At 72.2% G+C, this 20,305-nt stretch carries 17 protein-coding genes; 12 read left to right on the forward strand and 5 right to left on the reverse strand.

Annotated features, from left to right (window positions below):
- Positions 1 to 92: 92 nt before the first annotated feature.
- Positions 93 to 1,022 (forward strand): LLM class F420-dependent oxidoreductase, encoded by a 930-nt coding sequence (locus GA0070561_RS31615; RefSeq protein ID WP_091409154.1) that lies wholly within the window; start codon positions 93 to 95, stop codon positions 1,020 to 1,022.
- Between the two features lie 34 nt (positions 1,023 to 1,056).
- Here GA0070561_RS31615 and GA0070561_RS31620 read toward each other — a convergent pair whose 3' ends face one another.
- Positions 1,057 to 1,479, reverse strand: a complete 423-nt coding sequence (locus GA0070561_RS31620; RefSeq protein ID WP_091409158.1) for a hypothetical protein — start codon at positions 1,477 to 1,479, stop codon at positions 1,057 to 1,059.
- Positions 1,480 to 1,599: 120 nt separating this feature from the next.
- Between GA0070561_RS31620 and GA0070561_RS31625 the strand changes: the two genes are divergently transcribed.
- Together GA0070561_RS31625 and GA0070561_RS31630 are read left to right on the forward strand one after the other, a co-directional pair.
- Complete coding sequence (locus GA0070561_RS31625) at positions 1,600 to 2,352, forward strand: hypothetical protein (protein WP_091409162.1); 753 nt, start codon at positions 1,600 to 1,602, stop codon at positions 2,350 to 2,352.
- Positions 2,349 to 3,620, forward strand: a complete 1,272-nt coding sequence (locus GA0070561_RS31630) for an FAD-binding protein (protein WP_091409166.1) — start codon at positions 2,349 to 2,351, stop codon at positions 3,618 to 3,620. The genes GA0070561_RS31625 and GA0070561_RS31630 overlap by 4 nt, the downstream gene beginning before the upstream one ends.
- On the opposite strand, the gene GA0070561_RS31635 is transcribed toward GA0070561_RS31630, so the two are convergent.
- Together GA0070561_RS31635 and GA0070561_RS31640 are read right to left on the reverse strand one after the other, a co-directional pair.
- Positions 3,605 to 4,750, reverse strand: a complete 1,146-nt coding sequence (locus GA0070561_RS31635; protein ID WP_091409169.1) for a site-2 protease family protein — start codon at positions 4,748 to 4,750, stop codon at positions 3,605 to 3,607. The genes GA0070561_RS31630 and GA0070561_RS31635 overlap by 16 nt on opposite strands.
- Before the next feature lie 242 nt (positions 4,751 to 4,992).
- Positions 4,993 to 5,847 carry an alpha/beta hydrolase gene (locus GA0070561_RS31640; protein ID WP_091409172.1) on the reverse strand — a complete coding sequence of 285 codons (855 nt, stop codon included), beginning with the start codon at positions 5,845 to 5,847 and terminating at the stop codon, positions 4,993 to 4,995.
- Between the two features lie 140 nt (positions 5,848 to 5,987).
- Here GA0070561_RS31640 and GA0070561_RS31645 point away from each other — a divergent pair, with 140 nt between their 5' ends.
- The 4 genes from GA0070561_RS31645 to GA0070561_RS31660 are packed head-to-tail and all read left to right on the forward strand — an operon-like array spanning position 5,988 to position 9,476.
- On the forward strand, positions 5,988 to 6,887 hold the full coding sequence (locus GA0070561_RS31645) for an ABC transporter ATP-binding protein (protein ID WP_091409175.1): 900 nt from the start codon (positions 5,988 to 5,990) through the stop codon (positions 6,885 to 6,887).
- A 1-nt stretch (position 6,888) separates the two neighbouring features.
- Positions 6,889 to 7,689, forward strand: coding sequence for an ABC transporter permease (locus GA0070561_RS31650; protein ID WP_091409179.1), 801 nt, complete (start codon positions 6,889 to 6,891; stop codon positions 7,687 to 7,689).
- Positions 7,690 to 7,716: 27 nt separating this feature from the next.
- Positions 7,717 to 8,847: a sensor histidine kinase gene (locus tag GA0070561_RS31655; protein WP_091409182.1), complete on the forward strand. Its 1,131-nt coding sequence runs from the start codon at positions 7,717 to 7,719 to the stop codon at positions 8,845 to 8,847.
- Positions 8,844 to 9,476 (forward strand): response regulator transcription factor, encoded by a 633-nt coding sequence (locus GA0070561_RS31660; RefSeq protein ID WP_208603899.1) that lies wholly within the window; start codon positions 8,844 to 8,846, stop codon positions 9,474 to 9,476. The genes GA0070561_RS31655 and GA0070561_RS31660 overlap by 4 nt, the downstream gene beginning before the upstream one ends.
- 16 nt (positions 9,477 to 9,492) lie before the next feature.
- Here the strand turns inward: GA0070561_RS31660 and GA0070561_RS31665 are convergent, their stop codons facing one another.
- Complete coding sequence (locus tag GA0070561_RS31665) at positions 9,493 to 10,404, reverse strand: L,D-transpeptidase (protein ID WP_091409186.1); 912 nt, start codon at positions 10,402 to 10,404, stop codon at positions 9,493 to 9,495.
- 75 nt (positions 10,405 to 10,479) lie between these two features.
- Positions 10,480 to 11,925, reverse strand: a complete 1,446-nt coding sequence (locus tag GA0070561_RS31670) for an alpha-amylase (protein WP_091409189.1) — start codon at positions 11,923 to 11,925, stop codon at positions 10,480 to 10,482.
- 275 nt (positions 11,926 to 12,200) lie between these two features.
- On the opposite strand from GA0070561_RS31670, the gene GA0070561_RS31675 reads away from it, so the two are divergent.
- The 5 genes from GA0070561_RS31675 to GA0070561_RS31695 all read left to right on the forward strand — a co-directional run bounded on the left by GA0070561_RS31675 (position 12,201) and on the right by GA0070561_RS31695 (position 20,176).
- Complete coding sequence (locus GA0070561_RS31675) at positions 12,201 to 13,847, forward strand: ferric reductase-like transmembrane domain-containing protein (protein ID WP_244166520.1); 1,647 nt, start codon at positions 12,201 to 12,203, stop codon at positions 13,845 to 13,847.
- Positions 13,847 to 15,310 (forward strand): NADH-quinone oxidoreductase subunit NuoF family protein, encoded by a 1,464-nt coding sequence (locus tag GA0070561_RS31680; RefSeq protein ID WP_181541045.1) that lies wholly within the window; start codon positions 13,847 to 13,849, stop codon positions 15,308 to 15,310. The genes GA0070561_RS31675 and GA0070561_RS31680 overlap by 1 nt, the downstream gene beginning before the upstream one ends.
- Before the next feature lie 52 nt (positions 15,311 to 15,362).
- The gene (locus GA0070561_RS31685) at positions 15,363 to 15,983 is read left to right on the forward strand and encodes a TlpA family protein disulfide reductase (protein ID WP_091409195.1); all 621 of its coding nucleotides are present in this window, start codon (positions 15,363 to 15,365) and stop codon (positions 15,981 to 15,983) included.
- Positions 15,980 to 16,882 carry a cytochrome c biogenesis CcdA family protein gene (locus GA0070561_RS31690; RefSeq protein WP_244166521.1) on the forward strand — a complete coding sequence of 301 codons (903 nt, stop codon included), beginning with the start codon at positions 15,980 to 15,982 and terminating at the stop codon, positions 16,880 to 16,882. Before GA0070561_RS31685 ends, GA0070561_RS31690 begins: the two co-directional genes overlap by 4 nt.
- A 147-nt stretch (positions 16,883 to 17,029) precedes the next feature.
- Positions 17,030 to 20,176 (forward strand): discoidin domain-containing protein, encoded by a 3,147-nt coding sequence (locus GA0070561_RS31695; RefSeq protein ID WP_091409197.1) that lies wholly within the window; start codon positions 17,030 to 17,032, stop codon positions 20,174 to 20,176.
- The last annotated feature ends 129 nt before the right edge of the window (positions 20,177 to 20,305 follow it).

Genomic DNA, 20,305 nt, shown 5'->3' on the forward strand with positions numbered 1-20,305 from the left:
AATATGCCTCCTCCGTCATATGACTGTCAAAGCATACGACGACGGTCGCCGTCCCGACGCGCCACCGCCGATCGGCTCCCTATGCTCGGATCATGGAACTTCGGATCTTCACCGAGCCCCAGCAGGGTGCCACCTACGACCAGTTGCTCGCCGTCGCCCGCTGCGCGGAGGACGCCGGCTACGGCGCGTTCTTCCGGTCCGACCACTACCTGATGATGGGTGACGTGAGCGGCGAGCCCGGCCCCACCGACGCGTGGACCACGCTCGCCGGCCTGGCCCGGGAGACCAGCCGCATCCGGCTCGGCACGCTGATGACCGCCGCAACCTTCCGGCTGCCCGGCCCGCTGGCGATCACCGTGGCGCAGGTCGACCAGATGAGCGGCGGCCGGGTGGAGCTGGGCATCGGCACCGGCTGGTTCGCCGAGGAGCACAGCGCGTACGGCATCCCGTTCCCGCCGCTGGCCGAGCGGTTCGACCGGCTGGAGGAGCAGCTCGCCGTGATCACCGGGCTCTGGGCCACGCCGCCGGGGGAGCGGTTCGACCACGACGGCCGGTACTACCCGGTCCGTGACTCGCCGGCCCTGCCCAAGCCCGTGCAGCAGCCGCGTCCCCCGATCCTGCTCGGCGGGACGGGCCCGAAGCGCACCCCTCGGCTGGCCGCCCGTTACGCCGACGAGTTCAACCTGCCGTTCGCCTCGGTACCGGACACCGCGGCGCAGTTCGACCGGGTCCGCGCGGCCTGCGTCGAGATCGGCCGGGACCCGGCCGGGATGGTCTGGTCCAACGCCCTGGTGCTCTGCTGCGGGCGCGACGACGCCGAGGTGGCCCGCCGGGCCGCCGCCATCGGCCGCGAACCCGACGAGCTGCGGGCCAACGGTCTGGCCGGGACGCCCGCCGAGGTGCTGGACACCATCGGCCGGTACGCGGAGATCGGCAGCGAGCGGCTCTACCTCCAGGTGCTGGACCTCAGCGACCTGGAGCACCTGGAGTTGGTCGCCAGCGAGGTGATGGCGAAGCTCTGAGTCGACCGGGTGGCCGTGGGACGACGCCTCCGGGTCAGGCCCGGTGGGCGCCCGTCCCGACCGCGTTCGGGTCGCCCAGCACGGTGTCCAGCCGCCCGTCGCGGTCACTGTCCACGTAGGTGATGTCCGGGATTCCGTCCCCGTCCACGTCGATCTGGACGACGTCGGCGACGCCGTCACCGTCGAGGTCGGTGACCACCTCCACCGAGCCGTCCAGGTGACGCGTCACGATCGACTGTGCGCCACTGGCGCGCGGCGGCGGGCCGGGTGCCGGCACCGGCGTCGGGGCGGGCGCGGGCGCCGGTGTGGGCCGAGGACCGGGAGTGGGCGACGGGTGGCTCGGAAACCCGCCGGCCGGCGGCGCGCTGGCCTGCTCGACCTCGGTGCCGGTGGGGTCCAGCTCCTCCTCGGAGGGGAAGACGTCACCTCGTGCGGCCGGATCGCGGTAGCTGCTCATGGGCGTAGGGTTCCCCGACGACGACGAGAACAACCGTGCCCGATCGACCGGTGTCCCTGGTGCCCGGTCTGGCGGAAGATGTCGGGACCGACGCCACGGTCATGAAACGGGGGTCCGAGCGTGGAACTGCGCCGGAATCGGGGGGCCCGTGCGCTCGCCCTGGTCTGCGTACTCGGTGGAGTGCTCCTGTTGGTCTATCCCACCGACGGTGCCCTGCTACGGACGATCATCGCGGTGGGGGCGATCGCGCTCGGCGCGGTGGCGCTGGTCAGCGCGATGCGGCCGTTCCGATTCGGGATCCATGCGGAAGGGCTCAGCATCCGGCGACCCGGCCTGCGTCGGGAGATCGGGTGGGCCGAGGTGGACGCGCTGGTCCTCGACGAGCCGCCCCGGCGCGACGGCCATCCGGAGCCGCCGCGACTGCTGTTGGTGCCCGTGCCGGGTGTGACGATTGAGCCGGTGACCGCCCGCCATCCGCTCGACGGTCGCCCGGCCGTCGAGTTGCTCGTCCTCGACCAGGTCCGCGAGCAGCCCGAGCAGGTGTCCGCCGCGCTCGCCCAATATGCGGGCAGCCGTTTCGTCGACCTGCTCGCGCTGCGTCGCGCCGCCTTCGAGGCCCCGGAGCTCTCGGTCGGCCTGCGTGGCTACCAGATGGACCGGGTCGACCGGTTGATCCGACGCGGCCAGGACGCGCTGATGTCCGGGGACGCCTCGGCCCGGCAGGCGGCCCGGGGGGAGATCGAACGCGCCACCACTGCCGGTCTGCCGATCGCCCAACGTGGTTACAGCACGTTCCAGACGGATACGGTTCTGGACGCCCTCGTCACCGCGTTGGCCGACCACCAGAGCACCGATCGGGAGACCGCAACATGACCGCGCAGGGATCGCACGCCGCGTCGACCACTGACGTTCCGCGCCGCAACTGGGCCGGCAACGTGCGGTACGCCGCGAAGGCGTTCCACCGCCCCACCTCCGTCGACGAACTGCGCCGGCTCGTCGCCGGCAGCAGCCGGATCCGCGCGGTGGGCAGCGGGCACTCCTTCAACCGTATCGGCGACACCGACGGTGACCTGGTCAGCCTCGCCGGGCTACCCCCGGTCGTCGAGGTGGACCACGAGCGGGGGCAGGTCACCGTGAGCGGCGCGCTGCGCTACGGCGACGTCGCCCGACAGCTGCACACCCAGGGGTACGCGCTGGCGAACCTCGCCTCGCTGCCGCACATCTCGGTGGCCGGCGCGGTGGCCACCGCCACCCACGGCTCCGGCCAGACCCACGGCAACCTGGCCAGTGCGGTCGCCGGCCTGGAGCTGGTCACCGCCGACGGCGATCTGCTCCGGGTCGACCGTGACACCGACACGTTCGCCGGCATGGTCGTCGGGCTCGGCGCGCTCGGCCTGGTCACCCGCGTCACAGTGGACGTCGTGCCGACCTTCGCGCTGCGTCAGTACGTACGCCTCGACCTGGACCGCACGGCGTTGGACGAGGCGCTCGGCTCGGCGTACAGCGTGAGTGTCTTCACCGACTTCCGTGAGCCCCGGCTGCGCGAGGTGTGGCGCAAGCAGTTGGCCGACCAGCCGCCACCCCCGGCGGACTGGCTGGGCACCACCGCCGCCGACCAGCCTCGGCACCCGGTGCTCGGTATGCCGGCGGAGAACTGCACCCCGCAGCTCGGCGAGCCGGGCCCGTGGCACGAGCGGCTGCCGCACTTCAAGCTCGGCTTCACCCCGAGCAGCGGCGACGAACTGCAGTCCGAGTACCACGTCGCGCGGACGGCGGCGGCGGACGCGCTCGCCGCGCTGGACGACCTGGCGGATCTGATCGCCCCGGTGCTGCTGGTGTCCGAGTTGCGGACGGTGGCGGCCGACGAGCTGTGGCTCAGCCCGAACTACCGGCGGGACAGCTTCGTGCTGCACTTCACCTGGGTCGACGACACGGCGGCGGTGCTGCCCGTGGTGGCCGCCGTGGAGGAGCGGCTGGCGCCCTTCGCGCCCCGCCCACACTGGGGCAAGGTCTTCGTCACCGACCCGACCGAGCTGTCCGCCCGCTACCCGAGGTACGCCGACTTCGCCGCCCTCCTGGCCGACCTGGACCCGAAGGGCACGTTCCGCACCGACGCCCTGGACCGCTACTTCCCCCGCTGACCGCCCTGGCCAACCAGCGTGCTGCGTTGGACGGCGCGGCTGATGTCGCTATGGGAGACGATCCCGGTCAGGTGGCCGTCTTCGGTCACCACCAGGGCGCGGCCGTCGGCGCACTCGGAGAGCCGGGGGAGCAGGTCGTTGAGCTGTTCACCGGGCTGGGCCAGCACCAGTTCGTCGGCTCGACAGGCCACCTCGGCCAGCGTGGTCGACGCCCGCCGCTCCGGCGGCACGCCCCGCACCCGGTCGACGGTGACCAGGCCGGTCGGTCGGCCGTCCTCGGTGAGCGGCAGCGCCGAATGCCGGTACGCGAACAGGTAGTGGTCGACGAAGTCCGCGACAGTCATCTGCGCCGAGGCGGTCTGCGGCTGCGGGGTCATCACATCGCCCACCCGAATCCCGCGCAGCGCGTTGCCGGTGCGGGCCTGCCGCTCCTCCATCCCGGCCGCCCCGATCAGGAACCAGCCGATCAGCGCCAACCAGAGCCCACCGAAACCGACCCCGGACAGGAACTGCCACAACCCCAGGCCGATCAGCAGCACACCCAGCACCCAGCCGGCCCGGGCGGCGACCACTGACGCTCGGGTCCGGTCACCGGTGGCCTTCCAGACCGCGGCACGCAGCAACCGACCACCGTCCAGGGGCGCGGCCGGCAGCACGTTGAAGACGGCCAGCAGCACATTGATTCCCGCCAGCCAGGCCACCGCCCCGAACAGCAGCCCACCCTGGCCGGTCAGCGCGAGCAGCGCCGCGATGGCACCGAAGAAGGCCCCGATCAGCAGGCTGACCAGCGGGCCGACGCCCGCGATCCGCAACTCCGCGCCCGGGTCACGCGGCTCGCCCCGCAACTCGGCCACACCGCCGAACAGCCACAGCGTGATGCCGTCGACCTCCAGCCCGTTGCGCTTGGCCACCACCGCGTGCGACACCTCGTGGGCGAGCAGGCCGACGAAGAAAACCACCGCCGCGGCCAGCCCGGCGATCAGGTACGCCACTGGCGAACGGTCGGGGTACGAACGGGGGAACTGGTTCGCGGCCAACCCCCACGCGATCAACGCGAAGATGACGAGCACGCTCCAGTTGACGCCGACCGGCACTCCCGCGACCCGGCCAAGCCGGAAACTGGCCCTCATCGCACCGAGATACCCCGCCAGAGGGTGGGCATGCCCACCTGACCCAAGCTGGGCCCGTGCCGCCGGATGTCCCGGTGAGCGGTATACCTCTGAGTCATAAAAATGCCTCTGAGGTATACCGCCTTCGATCGACCTGGGTCGCTCGGGCCCGCACCCGGTGAGCCGAGGTGGTCGTGCGGTGGCCGGCTGAGGTGGTGGGTGGCCCCGACCACGGGCCGGCCGACCTCCACACCGAGCCCCGGTCAGCGGCGGGGGGCCTCGCTGGCGATGGTCGCCTCCCGGGGCAGGGCCGCCGCGCGCAGCGCCCAGTCCAGCGCGTAGTCGGCGATCTGCTCCCAGCCGTCCTGCCCGACGGTGAAGTGGGATCGGCCGGCGAACTGCTCGTACGCGGTGAGGGCCCGGGACTTCTGGTAGAGCCCCGCGTTGGCGCGGACCACCGACGCCGGCACCACATGGTCGACCTCGCCGGCCATCAGCAGCAACGGCGCCCGGTCGTTACGCCCGACATCGACCCGGGCCGGCGAGCGCGGGTCGAGGTTGGCGAACGCGCCCTCGAAGTAGACCCGCCCGGCGCCGGGAACGGCGTAGCGCCGCCACGCCCGGTCGGAGTCCTCGCGGCTCATCGCGTTGCCGAAGGTGTAGGCGAAGTCGTCCGCTGTGAACGGGACGGCCTTGCTGCGGTTGGCAGGGCTGCGCAGGATCGGGAAGCCCGAGCGCAGCTGACTCAGCGGCACCTTGAGCACGCCCTTCACCTGCGCGGGGTGCACTCCGACCGCCGCGGCGCCGAGGCCCCGGTCGACGAGGATCTGGGTGAACAGGCCGCCGAACGAGTGCCCCATGATGATCGGCGGTCGGGGCAGCCCCCGGATGATCCGGTCGTAGTGCGCCACGATCGTGGCGATGCTCTGCTCGGCGATCGGGCCGGGGTCGTCGCGGAGCTCCTCCACCGAGCGGTCCATGCCGGGCCAGGCGGGGGCGATGACGTGCATGCCGCGCTCGGTGTACCGCTGGGCCCACCCCTCCCAGCTGCGCGGCGTCATCCAGAGCCCGTGGATCAGCACGACCGTGTCGACCTGACCCTGCGGCGTGGCACCCATCGCGTCCTCCCGGTGTCGCAGCTCGGCCCGGCGGTTACCCGCTGTGTCCGTCCGAAATCCGGCTGCCCTGACAAATGTCACGGTCGGAGCGTGACGACCGCTCCGGGCATCGGGGTACGCCGCGCCGGAGCATCAGTGGCATGACCAGTACGCATCCGGCTGTCGAGTTGGACGGCCTCACCAAGAGCTTCGGCGCGGTCACCGCTGTCGACGGGTTGAGCCTACGGGTGCAGCCCGGCGAGGTGGTGGCGTTCCTCGGCCCGAACGGCGCGGGCAAGACCACCACCATCGACATGCTGCTCGGGCTGTCCCGCCCGGACCGGGGCACCGTCCGCGTCCTCGGCGGCACCCCGGACGACGCGGTGGCCCGAGGTCGGGTCGCCGCCGTACTCCAGACTGGCGGGCTGCTCAAGGACCTCACCGTCGGCGAGACGGTACGGATGACCGCCCACTTCTACCGGCACACCCGCCCGGCGGCGGAGGTGCTGGAGCGGGCCGGTATCACCGACATCGCCGATCGGGTGGTCGGGCGCTGCTCGGGCGGTCAGCAGCAACGACTGCGCTTCGCGCTGGCCCTGCTGCCCGACCCGGACCTGATGGTGCTCGACGAGCCGACCACCGGCATGGACGTCGAGGGTCGGCGGGACTTCTGGCAGGCCCTGCGCCGAGACGCCCGGCGCGGACGGACCGTCATCTTCGCCACCCACTACCTCGACGAGGCGGACGCGTACGCCGACCGGATCGTGCTGGTCCGGCAGGGGCGCATCGTCGCCGACGGCACCACCGCTGAAATCAAGAACCTGGCCGCCGGCCGTACCGTGCGGGCCACCCTGCCCGGCGCCGACCAGGCCGCGCTCGCCGCGCTGCCCGGCGTGGACGCCGTGGAGGTGCGCGGCGACAGCGTGCTGGTACGGACCGGCGACTCGGACGCCATCGCCCGGCACCTGCTGACCCGGACCGCCGCCCGGGACGTCGAGATCACCTCCCGCAACCTCGAGGACGCCTTCCTCGCCCTGACCACAGCGCAGACCGGAGCCTGAGATGACCACCTCCACCCCCACCCGCGCCGCTGTCACCGAGCCGGACCGTCGGCTGCCCGCGCTGGGCGGGTTCGCTCCCGGCGCCCTGGGCATCGAGCTGCGCCGGGTGCTGCGCAACCGTCGCACCCTCGCCTTCACGCTGATCATGCCGGGCGTCTTCTTCCTCATCTTCGGCCTGCCGCAGGGCGGGCAGTCACTGGACAACGGTCGGCCGGTGACGGCGTACATCATGATCAGCCTGGCCGTCTACGCGGCCATGGTGGCGACCACCAGCGTCGGTGGCGCGGTGGCCACCGAGCGGGCGCTGGGCTGGAGCCGACAACTGCGGCTGACCCCGCTGCGTCCGGCGGCGTACGTGGCGACCAAGCTGATCACCGCGATGAGCCTCGGTCTGCTCGCGGTCGTCATCGAGTTCCTGGTGGGTGCCGTGGCCGGCGTCCGCGTCCCGGCGTACGTCTGGCTGCTGTCCGGGCTCGCGGCCTGGGTCGGCTCGCTGGTCTTCGCGGCGTTCGGTCTCTTCATCGGCTACCTGGCGCCGGCCGAGAACGTCATGCAGATCATCGGCCCCGTCCTGGCGGTGCTGGCCATGTTCGGCGGGCTGTTCGTTCCCGTCGAGGTGCTGCCGGACGTGCTCCAGCAGGTCGCGAAGTTCACCCCGGTGTACGGCATGGGCGTGCTGGCCCGCGCCCCACTCACCGGCGACGGGGTGAGCCTGGCGGCGGTGGCGAACCTCGTCGTCTGGGCGCTGCTCTTCGGCGTCGGCGCGGCCCGGCTGTTCCGCCGGGACACCGCGCGGGTCTGACCGGCCGCGACCGCTAGCGTGAACCCGATGGACCTCTCGACCGGGCAGCCCTGGCCGGTGAGCCGCCACTGGCGGGTGACCGGCTGGCTGCTGGCCGCCGTCTGGCTGTTCTTCCTCAACGTGCCGCTCGCCACCGCGCTGCACCAGCCGGAGCCGTGGCGGCGGGTCCTCGGCGTGGTGGCCCTGGTCGTCTTCGGCATCGGTTACGTGCTGCTGTTCCAGTGGGCCCGCAAGCTGCGCCAGTCCCTGCTGCCGATCCCGGTGGGCCGGGCGCGGGCCGGGCTGGCGCTGCTGCTCGCGGTGGGCCTGGCCAGCCTTCCGGGCGCCGAAGGGGACTGGCTGGCCACCTTGGTCTACGTGGCCGCGGCGGCGGTGTTCCTGCTGCCGCTGTGGGAGGCACTGGCCGCCGTGGTGCTCTGCGCGGTGACCCCCGTGCTGGCGTCCTGGCTGGTGCCGGGGTGGGAGGCGGAGAGCGGCATCGTCTTCGCGGTGCTGCTCGCCTCGTTCGCCATGTTCGGGGTGTCCCAGCTGGCCCAGCGCAACAGCGAACTCCGCGCCGCCCAACAGGAGATCGGTCGGCTCGCGGTCGCCGAGGAACGGTCCCGCGCCGCCCGCGACCTGCACGACATCCTCGGGCACTCGCTGACCGTGGTGGCGATCAAGGCCGAGTTGGCCGGGCGTCTGATCGAGGTCGACCGGGAGCGGGCCGCCACCGAGATCGCCGAGGTGGAGGCGCTGGCCCGGGCCGCGCTGGCCGACGTACGACAGACGGTCGGGGCGTACCGCGAGGTCAGCCTGGCAGCCGAGCTGGCCGGCGCCCGCTCCGCGCTGGCCGCGGCGGGTATCGCGGCGGACGTGTCGACCGAGGTGCCGGAGCTGCCGGAGGAGTGGGACCGATTGTTCGGCTGGGCGGTACGGGAAGGGGTGACCAACGTGGTCCGGCACAGCGGGGCGCGGTGCTGCGTGATCCGGGTGTACCCGGATCGGGTCGATATCAGTGACGACGGTCGTGGCCCGTCCACACCCGACCCGAGCGGGCACGGGCTGGTCGGCCTGCGGGAGCGGGCGCGGCGGCTGGACGCGGTGGTGACCGTCGGCCGTCGGCCGGCGGGCGACGGCTTTCTGCTGCGGGTGCACGCGCCGGGGGAGGCCCGGTGAGCGGCGGTTCCACGCCGATCCGGCTGCTGCTCGCCGACGACCAGGCGCTGGTCCGGGGCGCGCTGGCCGCCCTGCTCTCGCTGGAGGAGGACCTGACAGTGGTCGCCGAGGTCGGCCGGGGCGACGAGGTGGTGCCCGAGGCCCGACGCAGCGCTCCCGACGTCGCCCTGCTGGACGTGGAGATGCCCGGCCTGGACGGGATCGCCGCCACCTCGGCTCTGCGGGCCGCGCTGCCGACCTGCCGGGTGCTGGTGGTGACCACCTTCGGCCGACCGGGCTACCTGCGCCGGGCGATGGAGGCCGGTGCGAGCGGTTTCGTGGTCAAGGACACCCCGGCCCGGCAGCTCGCCGACGCGGTCCGCCGGGTGCACGCCGGCCTGCGGGTGGTCGACCCGACGCTGGCCGCGGAGACGCTGGCCGCCGGGGTCAGCCCGCTGACCGAGCGGGAGACCGAGGTGCTGCGGACCGCCCGGGGCGGTGGCAGCGCCGCCGACCTGGCCAGGGCGTTGCACCTCTCCGAGGGGACGGTACGCAACCACCTGTCGGCGGCGATCGGCAAGACCGGTGCCCGCAACCGGGCCGACGCGATCCGGGTCGCCGAGCAGAACGGCTGGCTGCTCGGCGAGTGACAGTGCCGGCCGGTGCTCAGGCGGTCGGCGGTGGGGCGGCCAGTTGGTCGACCACGACGACGCTGCTGCCGGGACGGACCTCAGCGAGCAGTTCCCGCTGACCGCTGCGGGTCAGCCGGATGCAGCCGTTCGTGGTGTTCTCGCCCAGCTCGCCGTCGTGGTACCAGGTGTGCACCCCGATGTGCGCGCCGCGCAGCCCGGACGGCACCGACTCCGGGTCGTCGGGCACCGAACCGAGGGCGTAGATGTCGACCCCGCCGTAGACCTCCTCCGGCGGTGGGGTGCGGCCCAGGATGAAGGTCCGCCCCAGTGGGGTCTCCTGGCCCGACTGGCCGAGGCTGACCTTCCAGGAGCGCACCGCCTTGCCGGCCCGGTACCAGGTGAGCCGGTGGACCTTGCGTTCCACCACGATCTGGTCGCGCAGCGGCACCGTCTCGAACCCGCCCGGCGGCAGCCAGGCGAGCCGTCGGTTGGCCGAGGGCAGCAGAACTGCCGTCCAGCCGGCACGCCGCTGGGCGATCGGCATGGTCAGCTCGACACCGCTGATCGTCGGTTCGAGGAAGGCGCGCGGCCGACCGCCGGGCGCGTCGTACGCGGCGATCCGTCTGGTCGGGTGCACGCCGTCGCTCAGCGGTGTGACGTCCATGGTGTTCGGGTCGGCGGGGAACCCTCCGGGTGCGGGGTCGTAGTCGACCACCGGCAACCCGTCCGGGGCGGGCGCGGCCGGGGGGATCGACTCCTCCGGGCTCTGGTCCACACTGCTCGGAGTGGGGTCGACTGCCACCACGTTGCTGTCGTCGGGGGCCGTCGAGCTCGGGGTGAGGGCCTGGCCGACCAGCAGCGCGGTCACCAGCAGCGCGGGTACGCCGATCGCGGCGGCCACCCAGACGCCGCGACGACGGTACGGAGTCTTTCGGTCAAACGGCACGAAACCACTCTATGGTGGCGGATGCCTCGGGGCCCCCGGTTCGGCGAGACCCGCCGTCCGGAGGCCCCTGTCGAATCAGATTCGTGCGCCGATGTGGATGGCCACGGCGTCGTGCGCCGGCACGTTCGCCGCGAACCAGCCGCTACCGTCCACCGTGATCACCGGTCCGCTGCACGTGCCGCCCGCGTAGGTGCCGTGGATGACGTCGCAGTATCGACCGGCGGGCAGCCCCGTGTAGTAGGAGCGGCCGTTCACAGCCGCGTCCTCGTCATTGACTGTGATGAAGCCCTTGCCGCTGCGGCTGAACGCGATGTGGTTGTTGCCGTTGTCGTACCAGTTGGCCACGCCGGCGCCCTCGGTGGCGTTGCGGAAGCCGACCATGTTGGCGATCACCGGCCAGCGGTGTTCGCACTCCCAGCCGGAGTAGCAGGTGGTGTTGAGCGTCTTGTTGGCGCCGTCCGATGGCGGGCCGGCGTCCCGGTTGCTGAAGGTGTAGCTGGACATGACGGTCGGGGAGCCGTACGGCCAGGCCAGCATGAACGCGTTCGCCAGCGCGTAGATGCCCCGGTCGCGGTAGGTCAGCACCCCACCGGAGTCGCGCTGGGTGTCGTGGTTGTCCACGAACACCGAGGCCGGGCCGGTGGGCAGGTGTCCCCAGCCTTCGCCGAAGTTGCGCAGGTACGCCAACCGTTCGGAGCGGAACACCCGGGCCAGGTCCTTGCCGTAGCGGAACTCGTGCACGTCACCGTTGCCGGTGTACTCGGTCGGCTGGACCGGCTCGCCAGCGCCGTGGATGACCTCCTGCACGATGTACGCGGAGCGGGACAGCTTGCCCCTGATGGCGGCGATGTCGGCAGCCGGCATGTGCTTGCTGGCGTCCATCCGGAAGCCGTCGACGCCGAGCGAGAGCAGGTCGTTGAGGTACGAGGCGATCTTCGTGCGGACGTAGTCCGACTCGGTCCTGAGGTCCGAGAGGTTGACCAGCTCGCAGTTCTGCACCTCGTACCGGTCGTTGTAGTTGGCGATGTCGTCGCCGCCGTTGCGCCCGCAGTGGTGGAAGTCCTGGGTCTGGTAGATGCCCGGGTAGTCGTAGTGCGAGTAGGACGAGCCGGCCCAGCCGGTGCCGCCGTTGTCCTGACCGGACATGTGGTTGATCACCGCGTCGACGATCACCTTGACCCCGGCCGCGTGGCAGGTGTTCACCATCGACTGGAACTGGGCGCGGGTGCCCTTGCGGGACTCGATCCGATAGCTGACCGGCTGGTACGCCAGCCACCACTGGTTGCCCCGCACGTGCTCCTGCGGGGGCGAGACCTGCACGTAGCCGTAGCCCTTCGGGCCGAGGGTGCTCTGGCACTCGCTGGCCACCGAGGGCCAGTTCCATTCGAAGAACTGGACGATGACCTTCTTGCCGCCGGACGGGGCGGCGACGGCCGGGGGTGCCGTCACGGCGGTGGGGACGAGCAGGCTGGCGATCAGGCCGAGGGCGAGGAGCGCCGAGCCGCGCCGACGTCGGTGCATGGGGACTCCTGACGGGAGCGGGGGTGGTGGTGTGCGGGGTGGGGGAGTGCCGGGTTGCCGGAATCTTGCAAGCCTGGCTGAAATTTGCTGAAAGGTTACAAGCGTGTTGCAGCGACTGTCAATGCATGGACATTCGTCGCTGTCCGGACCGCTGGGTGGGGGCGGTACAACGCACGGCCGCGCCCCTCGGTTCGATTCCGGCCCAGAAATTTCTGTCGGCGGGTGATCCGCGCGCCCCGCCGGTCCGTACTGGATGGGGGAGCAGGGGTCGGCCGGTGGTGCGCCGCCGCGAGACGATCGAGGAGCAGATGGCCCGGGCACAGCAGGACAAGAAGGCGGCGACGGTCCGGACCAGCGCCAGCAGTCGGGGGGTGCGGACCCCGTCGCGGTCGGCGAGCGCCCTGCTGATCGCGTCGGTGCTCGCCGCGCTCTGGGCGGCGATCATGCTGACCGGCGTCGGTCAGACGGCGTACGCGTACGGCTTCTTCTTCACCGAGTTCTTCGCCGGGGTGGTCTCCCTGGTGGCGTTGAGCCTCACCGTGATGCTCGGCCTGCTCGCCACCGACCGGCTGGTGCTGCGCATCTCGCACCGGGTGCTGATGCAGTCCGCGCACCGGGCCACCGGCGTGCTGGGCGTGGCCGGGCTCGGCTTCCACGTCCTCACCAAGGTCGCCACCGGGCGGGCGGCGGCGACCGACGCGCTTGTGCCGTTCGTCGGCGGCCGGGGGCTCTACGTCGGGCTCGGCACGGTGGCCGCGCTGCTGATGGTCAGCGTGATCTGGACCGGCATCATCCGGGCCCGCTTCGCCGGCGTCGGTCCGAAGTGGCTGTGGCGAACGCTGCACTCCACCGCGTACCTGGCCTGGCCGTTCGCTGTCTTCCACGGCCTCAACGCTGGTCGGGCAGCAGCGCCCTGGGTGATGTTCAGCTACCTCGGCTGTATTTTGCTGGTCGTGCTGGCCCTGCTGGTCCGGTTCTCGGTCACCATCGGTCGGCGCAGCCGCGAGCAGCACCAGGCCGCGGTGCGCAACGCGGTGATGGCCGGCCGGGCCGAGGAGGCGAAGACCGCCCGATCGCTGCTGGCCGGGTTGGGTCGGCGCAGCAAGGCCGCCGACAAGCGTCCCGCCTGGGCGGAGACCACCACCGCCACCTGGGCCGCACCGGCCGCGCGACGTGACCCGGAACGGTTCACCGTCCCGGTGGTGCCCGAGCCCGGTTCCCTCGTCGAGCCGACCCGGCCGAGTCGACGTCGGCGGGAGGAGGAGCCGGCGGCCCGCCGCGACACCGAACGGTCCTCGCGCAGCCGACGGGCCGAGGAGACCACGACCAGCCGATCGGCGCGCCGCAGCGTGGAGGACACCGGCACGTTCCGACGCGACGAGGAGGAGCTGGATCCGGTGACCCGGCGGCGCGGCTCCCGCACCCGCGACGAGGCCGTGCCGAACGGCCGGCGACGCGCCGACGAGCCCACCTCTGAGCGGTCCCGTCGCCGGTCCCGCAGCGAGGACGACGGCAGCCGCTACTCGGCGCCGCCGCGGTCGACCCTCGACGACGCCGAGGAGCCGTGGGACAGTCCACGCCGGTGGCAGGCCGACGAGCCCATCTCCGCCGGCCCGATCTCCGTCGAGCCGATCTCGGCCGGCCCGATCTCCAGCAGCCCGATCTCGTCGGCGCCGCGCAGCGGCAGCGGCCGGCACAGCGCCGAGGACGACCTGCCCGAGGAGCCGGACTACTGGCGTCCGCCGGCCCGGTACGTGCCGGACGAGGTGGCACCGCCCGTCGACGACACCCCGACCCTTGTCGACCTGGCGTCCCGCCGTGCTCGACGGGCAGCCGGCGAGGGCAAGTCCAAGCGCCGCAAGGCCAGCGCCGACGCGGTGGACGGGGCGTACTGGGCCGGGCTGCGGGGTGAGGCGAAGTGATGCGGACCGCCGTGCCGCCGGTCGCCTGTGTGGGCGAACCGCGGCTCACCGCCGGCTTCGCCGAGTACGGCCGGCTCGACCTGCTCGCGCACGAGGAGGTGCACGGACCGATCGGCCCGATGGAGCCGGCGCAGCTGCTCCAGCTCGCCGAGGGCATGCAGCTCAAGGGCAAGGGCGGGGCGGGTTTCCCGTTCGCCCGCAAACTGCGCGCGGTGCTGGAGTCCTGCGAGCGGCAGGACCTCGCCGCCGTGGTGGTGGTCAACGCCACCGAGGGGGAGCCGGCCAGCTGGAAGGACAAGGTCCTGCTGACCCGCGCCCCGCACCTGATCCTGGACGGGGCGGCGCTGGCCGCGTACGCGCTGGACGCCGACGAGATCGTGATCGGCGTGGCGGACGACGGGGTCGGCCGGGACTCGCTGATGGATGCCCTCGAAGAGCGCCGGATGCCGGTGCAGACGACGATCGTCACAGTGCCGCACCGGTTCATCTCCGGCGAGGGCGGCGCACTGGTCAACGGGATCAACGGGCTGCCGCACATCCCGCCGGGCACCAAGAAGCGCTCCAGCGACTCCGGGGTCAGCGGCCTGCCCACCCTGCTGTCCAACGCCGAGACGTACGCCCAGCTCGCCGTCGGCGCCCGACTGGGCCCGTACGAGTACGCGGCGCTCGGCACCGACGACGAGCCCGGCACCGTGCTGCTCACAGTGACCGGCGCGGCAGGCCGACCGGCCGTGGTGGAGTGCACCGCCGGCATGCCGCTGCGCGACGTCCTCGACCTGTGCGAGGTGCCGGACGTCCAGGGCATCCTGATGGGCGGCTACCACGGCAAGTGGATCACCCCGGAGGCGGCGGAGAAGGCCGAGGTCTCCCGCAAGGGCCTGGCCGCTGTCGGCGGCACCCTCGGCGCCGGCATCATCGTCCCGCTCGGTGTCGACACCTGCCCGCTCGGTGAGGCCGCCCAGGTGGTGCGCTACCTGGCCGGCGAGTCCGCCGGCCAGTGCGGGCCGTGCAAGATGGGCCTGCCGGACCTGGCCCGCGCGGTGGACCTGGCCGTCGCCGGCAGCCAACCGGCGGACGTGGTGCGCGCCGCCGCCGGCGAGGTGAAGGGCCGGGGTGCGTGCAGCCACCCGGACGGCACCGCCCGCTTCGCGCTCTCCGCGATCGAGGTCTTCGCCGAGGACCTGCGGCTGCACAGCACCGGCGACGGCTGTGGCCGACGGGTCAAGGGCGTGATGGGCCTGCCGGGCGCACCCGACGCGAATCCGCAGAAGCTCACCCTGGACTGGTCCCGCTGCGACGGGCACGGCCTGTGCGCGCACGTCGTACCGGATTTCATCCGGCTCGACGCGAACGGATTTCCCGCCTTCCCGGCCACTCCCGTGCCGACCTGGCTGCGCGAGGGCGCGCTGAAGGCGGTCAAGGTCTGCCCGGAGCTGGCTCTCCGCCTCGCCAAGGCCGAATAGCGAACCGCGAGGCCCAGCAAAGGGTCCCTTCCGGACCGGAACGGAGAAGCGGATGCGGATCAGCAGGGCGTGGACAGGGGCCGGGCAGCTTCGCCGTGCCGCCACCGCCGGGGCGCTCGTGGTGGCCCTGTTCGGTGTTGCCGCCTGTACCGGCACGGCGCCGGGTGGGCCCGCCGCCGCCGGATCGGCCCCGGCCTCGATCGGCGCCTCGCCCACGCCCGGCGACGCCCCGCCCACCCCGACCGGCGGACCACGCGCGGCGCAGGTCCCGGACGTGCTGCGCTTCACCGGGACCACGCTCGGTGGGGCCGCGTTCGACGCGGCACAGCTCGCCGGCAAACCGGTGGTGCTGTGGTTCTGGGCGCCGTGGTGCGCCACCTGCGCCAGCCAGGCCTGGACGGTTGCCGAGATCGAACCCAGGTACCGGGACACCGTGCCGATCGTCGGCGTCGCCGGGTTGGGCGAGCGGAAGGCCATGAAGGAGTTCGTCACCGAGTTCGACCTCGGCGCGACGCCACAGATCGAGGACACCAAGGGCGCGCTCTGGAAGCGGTTCAAGGTGACCGAGCAGAGCATCTTCGTGATCATCGACCGGAACGGCGCAGTCGTCCACCACGGCTTCCTCGACGGTGAGGCGCTCACCGCCAAGGTCGCCGCACTGGCCGGGGCGTGACCGCCGCACTGCTGCTCGCGCTGACCGCCGGCATGCTCGGCGCGGTCAACCCGTGCGGCTTCGCGTTGCTGCCCGCGTACCTCTCGCTGTTGGTCGCCGGGTCGGACACCCGCGGCGCGGTCGGCCGCGCGCTCACCGCGGCGGCCGGGCTGACAGTGGGGTACGTGCTGGTGTTCGGCGCGTTCGGCCTGGCGCTCGCGCCGCTGGCCGGCTGGTTGCGGCCCCGGCTGCCGTGGCTGACAGTGGCGCTCGGCGTGCTGCTGGTGGTGGCCGGCTGCTGGTTGCTCGCCGGTCGGCGGCTGCCCGCCCCCGGCTGGTCCGCCCGGGCACCCCGGCTGACCCGGTCCTGGCCGTCGATGGTGCTGTTCGGCGCGGCGTACGCGCTGGCGTCGCTCGGGTGCGCCATCGCGCCGTTCCTGGCCATCGTGGTGACCAGCCTCCAGGCCGGCTCGACCGGTCAGGGGATGGCGCTGTTTGGCGCGTACGCCCTCGGGATGGGTCTGGTGGTCGCTGTCGCCGCGCTCGGGGTGGCGCTGCTGCGCGACGGCCTGGTGGCCCGGCTGCGCGTCGCCGGCGCGCTGGTGCCCCGCCTCAGTGGCCTGATGCTGCTGGTCGCCGGCGGCTACGTCGCCTGGTACGGCTGGTACGAGCTACGGCTGGCCGCCGGCCGCCGCGACGCCCTGCACGACCCGGTCATCCAAGCGGCGTCCCAGCTACAACACACACTGGCCAACGCCCTGGACACCCTCGGCCCGGCACTGCTCGTAGCCGCCCTGGCGGTCCTGCTGATCCTGGCAGCCCTAATCCAGGCCCGCACCCACCGCCACCGCCCCCGCACCCCACCCAGCCTCGTTGATCATGAAGTTATTGCCACGACACGCCAAGGCGACGGGCAATAACTTCATGATCGACGGCCGGAAGGGCGGGGGTGTCTTGCGGTACCGGAAGCCGCGCCGGCCGAAGCCCTGAGGCAACGATGTTGGTCTTGACATCCGGAAACGATCGTCAGAGTCTGTCTGACAACGTTGTCACACCGAAGGGCCACCATGCGTATATCCGAATTCGAGTTGAGCAGGAGGCGGCTCCTCATCCTTGGCAGCGCCGTCGGCGCTGGACTCGCCATCGCCCGACCCGCCGCCACCGCCCACGCCGCGCCAGCCGCCACCACGTCATACGCTGCGCCCACCGGCCCGGTTGCCAACACCTACCACGCGCTGCTGCTCGCCCACACCCGATGGGCCGAGGAGCAATGGGATCCGGCGATCAACGCATACCGCCTCGCGGACTTCAGGTTCGCGGTCGTCCTCGGTAACGCGGTCCTGCTCATCTCGCCCGGGTACGACCCAGCGGCCGCGGGCGTCGACCGGGACACGCTCCACACCCGTACCGTCGCCACCATCCGCCGATTTGCGGCCACCAACCGGCTCGCCGGCGGCACCGAGTGGGGCCGACAGCTCTTCTGGGACAGCACCTTCGAGCTGTACTTCGTCCTGGCCGCCCGACTGCTGTGGTCCGAACTGGACGACGTGACCCGCAACAACGTTGACCGCATCGCCCGCGGGCAGGCCGCGTACGCCCATTCCCTCGGCACCGGTAACGACCCGCTGAGTGGCAGTTGGACGCCGAACGGCCTCACCGGTGGCTGGATCGGTGACACCAAGCTCGAGGAGATGGGGGTTTACGCCCAGGCGATCGCGCCCGGCCTGGCCTGGGCGACGGACGACCCCGCAGCCGCGGCGTGGCGCGAGCGGTTCCTGACGTGGACGCTCAACGCGACCGGACTACCCGCGGCCGACCGCGCCAACCCCGCCGTCGTCGACGGGCGGGCGGTCGCGGACTGGAACACCGCCCACAACATCCACGACACGTTCCTCGTCGAGAACCACGGCTCCTTCGGCCCGCACTACCAGGAAGAACTGTGGCGCACTGCGGGTCGTACCGCTGCGCACTTCCTGACCGCCGGCCAACCGCTCCCCGAGGCACTCACCCGGCAACCCAGCGCCGCCCAGCTGTGGCGGACCATGCGGCTGCTGGCCAGCGATGCTGGCGAACCCTTCATGCCGATGGTCGCGGACCGCTACCACCTGTACGGCCGTGATGTCCTGCCGCTCGCCTTCCTCGCGCAGGTCCAGGGCGACCGGCACGCCGCCCGGGCCGAGGCGGACCTTGCCGACCGGCTCATGCCCTACCTTAACTACCCGCCCGAGTATCGGCTCACCAAGTTCAGCGGCGAGCCGAAGTACGAGCCCGAGGCCCGGGCCGAACTCGCCATCAGTTACCTCTTCCATTCCTGGCGGGCAGCCAACGGCGGCGTGGTCGAGCCGGTCGCCAGCACCACGTTCTTCGCGACGGCGGCGGGCACCCGGGACTTCGGGGAGCAGGCCGGGCTGACCGCCCAGCAAACCCCGACTGCCTTCGCCGCGGCGGTCAGCAAGACCGGGTACGTCTCGTTCCTGTGGGCCCCCGCCCACGACAATTGGTTGTTCGACACCCGGGCCGCCTCGCTGCTGCCGAAGCAGTCGGCGCCGGTCCTCGGCCGCACCTCCGCTGCGTACACCATGGCCCGGGACGGTCTCGACGCCACGGCCACCGTTCTACGCGTCGCTGGCGGCACCGCGGGATACGTCACGCTGCCCACCGGTACGGTCGTGTACGCCACCACCGGCCTCGGTGCCGATGAGGGCGCGCTCACAGTGTTCAACCTGGACATGCCCGGTGTACCCGGGCTCACCGGCACCCGCACCTTCACCGGCGAACAGGGGTCCGTCACCCTGGCTGGACAACAGGGCCTCGGCGACGGCGGAACCGACCAGATCAGCTTTGCGCCTCGTCCAGCCAGGTACGTGCGGATGCTCGGCCGATCACCCGTCAACCAGTACGGCTACTCGCTGTTCGCCTTCGCCGTGCTCGACGCCAGCGGGATCGACCTCGCCACCGGGCGGCCCACCACGGCCTCGTCCGCCGACCCCGCCTACCCCGCACCGAACGCGACCGACGGCAACTCCGGCACCCGCTGGGCGGTCGCCCGGGAGGAACGCGGCCGCGCGGACAGTTGGCTCGCCGTCGACCTCGGCGAGTCCATCGACATCAGCGGCGTACGCCTCGACTGGGAGGCCGCGTACGGCACCCGGTACGTCATCCAGACCTCTCTGGACGGCACCAACTGGAGCGACGCGGCGGTCGTGCCGGACAGCCCGACCATCGCCGGCTCCTGGCTGGACGTCGACGGACGAGCGGGTCTGGTAGTCCACAACGGCCAGAATCCGATCACCGTGACCGCCACCACCGTCACCCTGTCCAGCGGACCGGCCACTGGCAGCACTCGGCTGATCATCGAGGGGTACACGGGCGCGAGCAGGTCGGCCCTGGCCGCCGCGGCGTCTCGAACCCTGCCCGATGGCGGTCCGGAGGCATTGCGGGCGAGTGACGCGGACGGATACCTGAGCCTGTTCAACCTGTCCGACGACGACATCACGACGGCGGCCGTCACAGTGTCGCAGCACGCCACGCTGCGGCTGTACCACGGGAGCCAGGTCACCGGATCCGGGACCACCAGCTACCAGGTCGACCTTGCCGCTGCCACCGCACGCGTCGAGCCGCCGCGGTTCACCGCGACCGCAGCACAGCCGGCGAAGTCGATTCCCGCCGGTACCCGGTTCGACGTCATCGACTCGCACCACCTCCGAATCACCGCACCCGCCGAGCACATCGTGATGGTGCAGCTGGAGTCCGTGGCCGGCGGTGACCGACGGAAGGTGACGATACCCGCTGGACGCAGCCGGGACGTCGCGTTCGCGGGTGGGACGGTGACGCCCACCAGCGACCTGGCCCGGTCTCGGACGACCTACCCGACGTCACCGCTCCCGGCTGGCATGACCGACCCGTCGGCCGCCGTCGACGGCGACCCCGGTACCGCCTGGCAACCCGGCCCGACCGGCCGATTGGTGATCGACCTCGGATCGCTCCACGATCTGGCATCGGTCCGCCTGACCTGGACTCCCGGTCGGCGGCGGCCGATCACCGTAGCCACCTCTGCCGACGGGCTCGGCTACCTAGCGGTCGCCTCGGTCCCGAAGCCGCGACCCGAGACCACCATCTCGACCAGGTCCTCCGGGCGGTACGTGGCGATCGCGGTCGCCGACTGGCAGCCCGGTGACGCCCGACTGACCCACGCGGAGGTGTTCGGTGCCTGAACCGGCACCGCACGTCCGCGCCGGAGCCGGAACAGCTCCGCGTCGGGATTGACCACGGTGTCACACTCGTGGCCGAGTGGACGGCGGCGGGACTGGTGCGAAGGCATCAGTCCCGCCGCCGTCGACCAG

The organism is Micromonospora saelicesensis, assembly GCF_900091575.1.
GTDB lineage: Bacteria > Actinomycetota > Actinomycetes > Mycobacteriales > Micromonosporaceae > Micromonospora > Micromonospora saelicesensis.

Coding starts and splice junctions, on each gene's coding strand:
- GA0070561_RS31670 (WP_091409189.1), bottom strand. CDS start 11,925: ATGCACCGACGTCGGCGCGGCTCGGCGCTCCTCGCCCTCGGCCTGATC.
- GA0070561_RS31655 (WP_091409182.1), top strand. CDS start 7,717: ATGGACCTCTCGACCGGGCAGCCCTGGCCGGTGAGCCGCCACTGGCGG.
- GA0070561_RS31685 (WP_091409195.1), top strand. CDS start 15,363: ATGCGGATCAGCAGGGCGTGGACAGGGGCCGGGCAGCTTCGCCGTGCC.
- GA0070561_RS31640 (WP_091409172.1), bottom strand. CDS start 5,847: ATGGGTGCCACGCCGCAGGGTCAGGTCGACACGGTCGTGCTGATCCAC.
- GA0070561_RS31695 (WP_091409197.1), top strand. CDS start 17,030: ATGCGTATATCCGAATTCGAGTTGAGCAGGAGGCGGCTCCTCATCCTT.
- GA0070561_RS31635 (WP_091409169.1), bottom strand. CDS start 4,750: ATGAGGGCCAGTTTCCGGCTTGGCCGGGTCGCGGGAGTGCCGGTCGGC.
- GA0070561_RS31680 (WP_181541045.1), top strand. CDS start 13,847: ATGCGGACCGCCGTGCCGCCGGTCGCCTGTGTGGGCGAACCGCGGCTC.
- GA0070561_RS31615 (WP_091409154.1), top strand. CDS start 93: ATGGAACTTCGGATCTTCACCGAGCCCCAGCAGGGTGCCACCTACGAC.
- GA0070561_RS31650 (WP_091409179.1), top strand. CDS start 6,889: ATGACCACCTCCACCCCCACCCGCGCCGCTGTCACCGAGCCGGACCGT.
- GA0070561_RS31620 (WP_091409158.1), bottom strand. CDS start 1,479: ATGAGCAGCTACCGCGATCCGGCCGCACGAGGTGACGTCTTCCCCTCC.
- GA0070561_RS31630 (WP_091409166.1), top strand. CDS start 2,349: ATGACCGCGCAGGGATCGCACGCCGCGTCGACCACTGACGTTCCGCGC.
- GA0070561_RS31645 (WP_091409175.1), top strand. CDS start 5,988: ATGACCAGTACGCATCCGGCTGTCGAGTTGGACGGCCTCACCAAGAGC.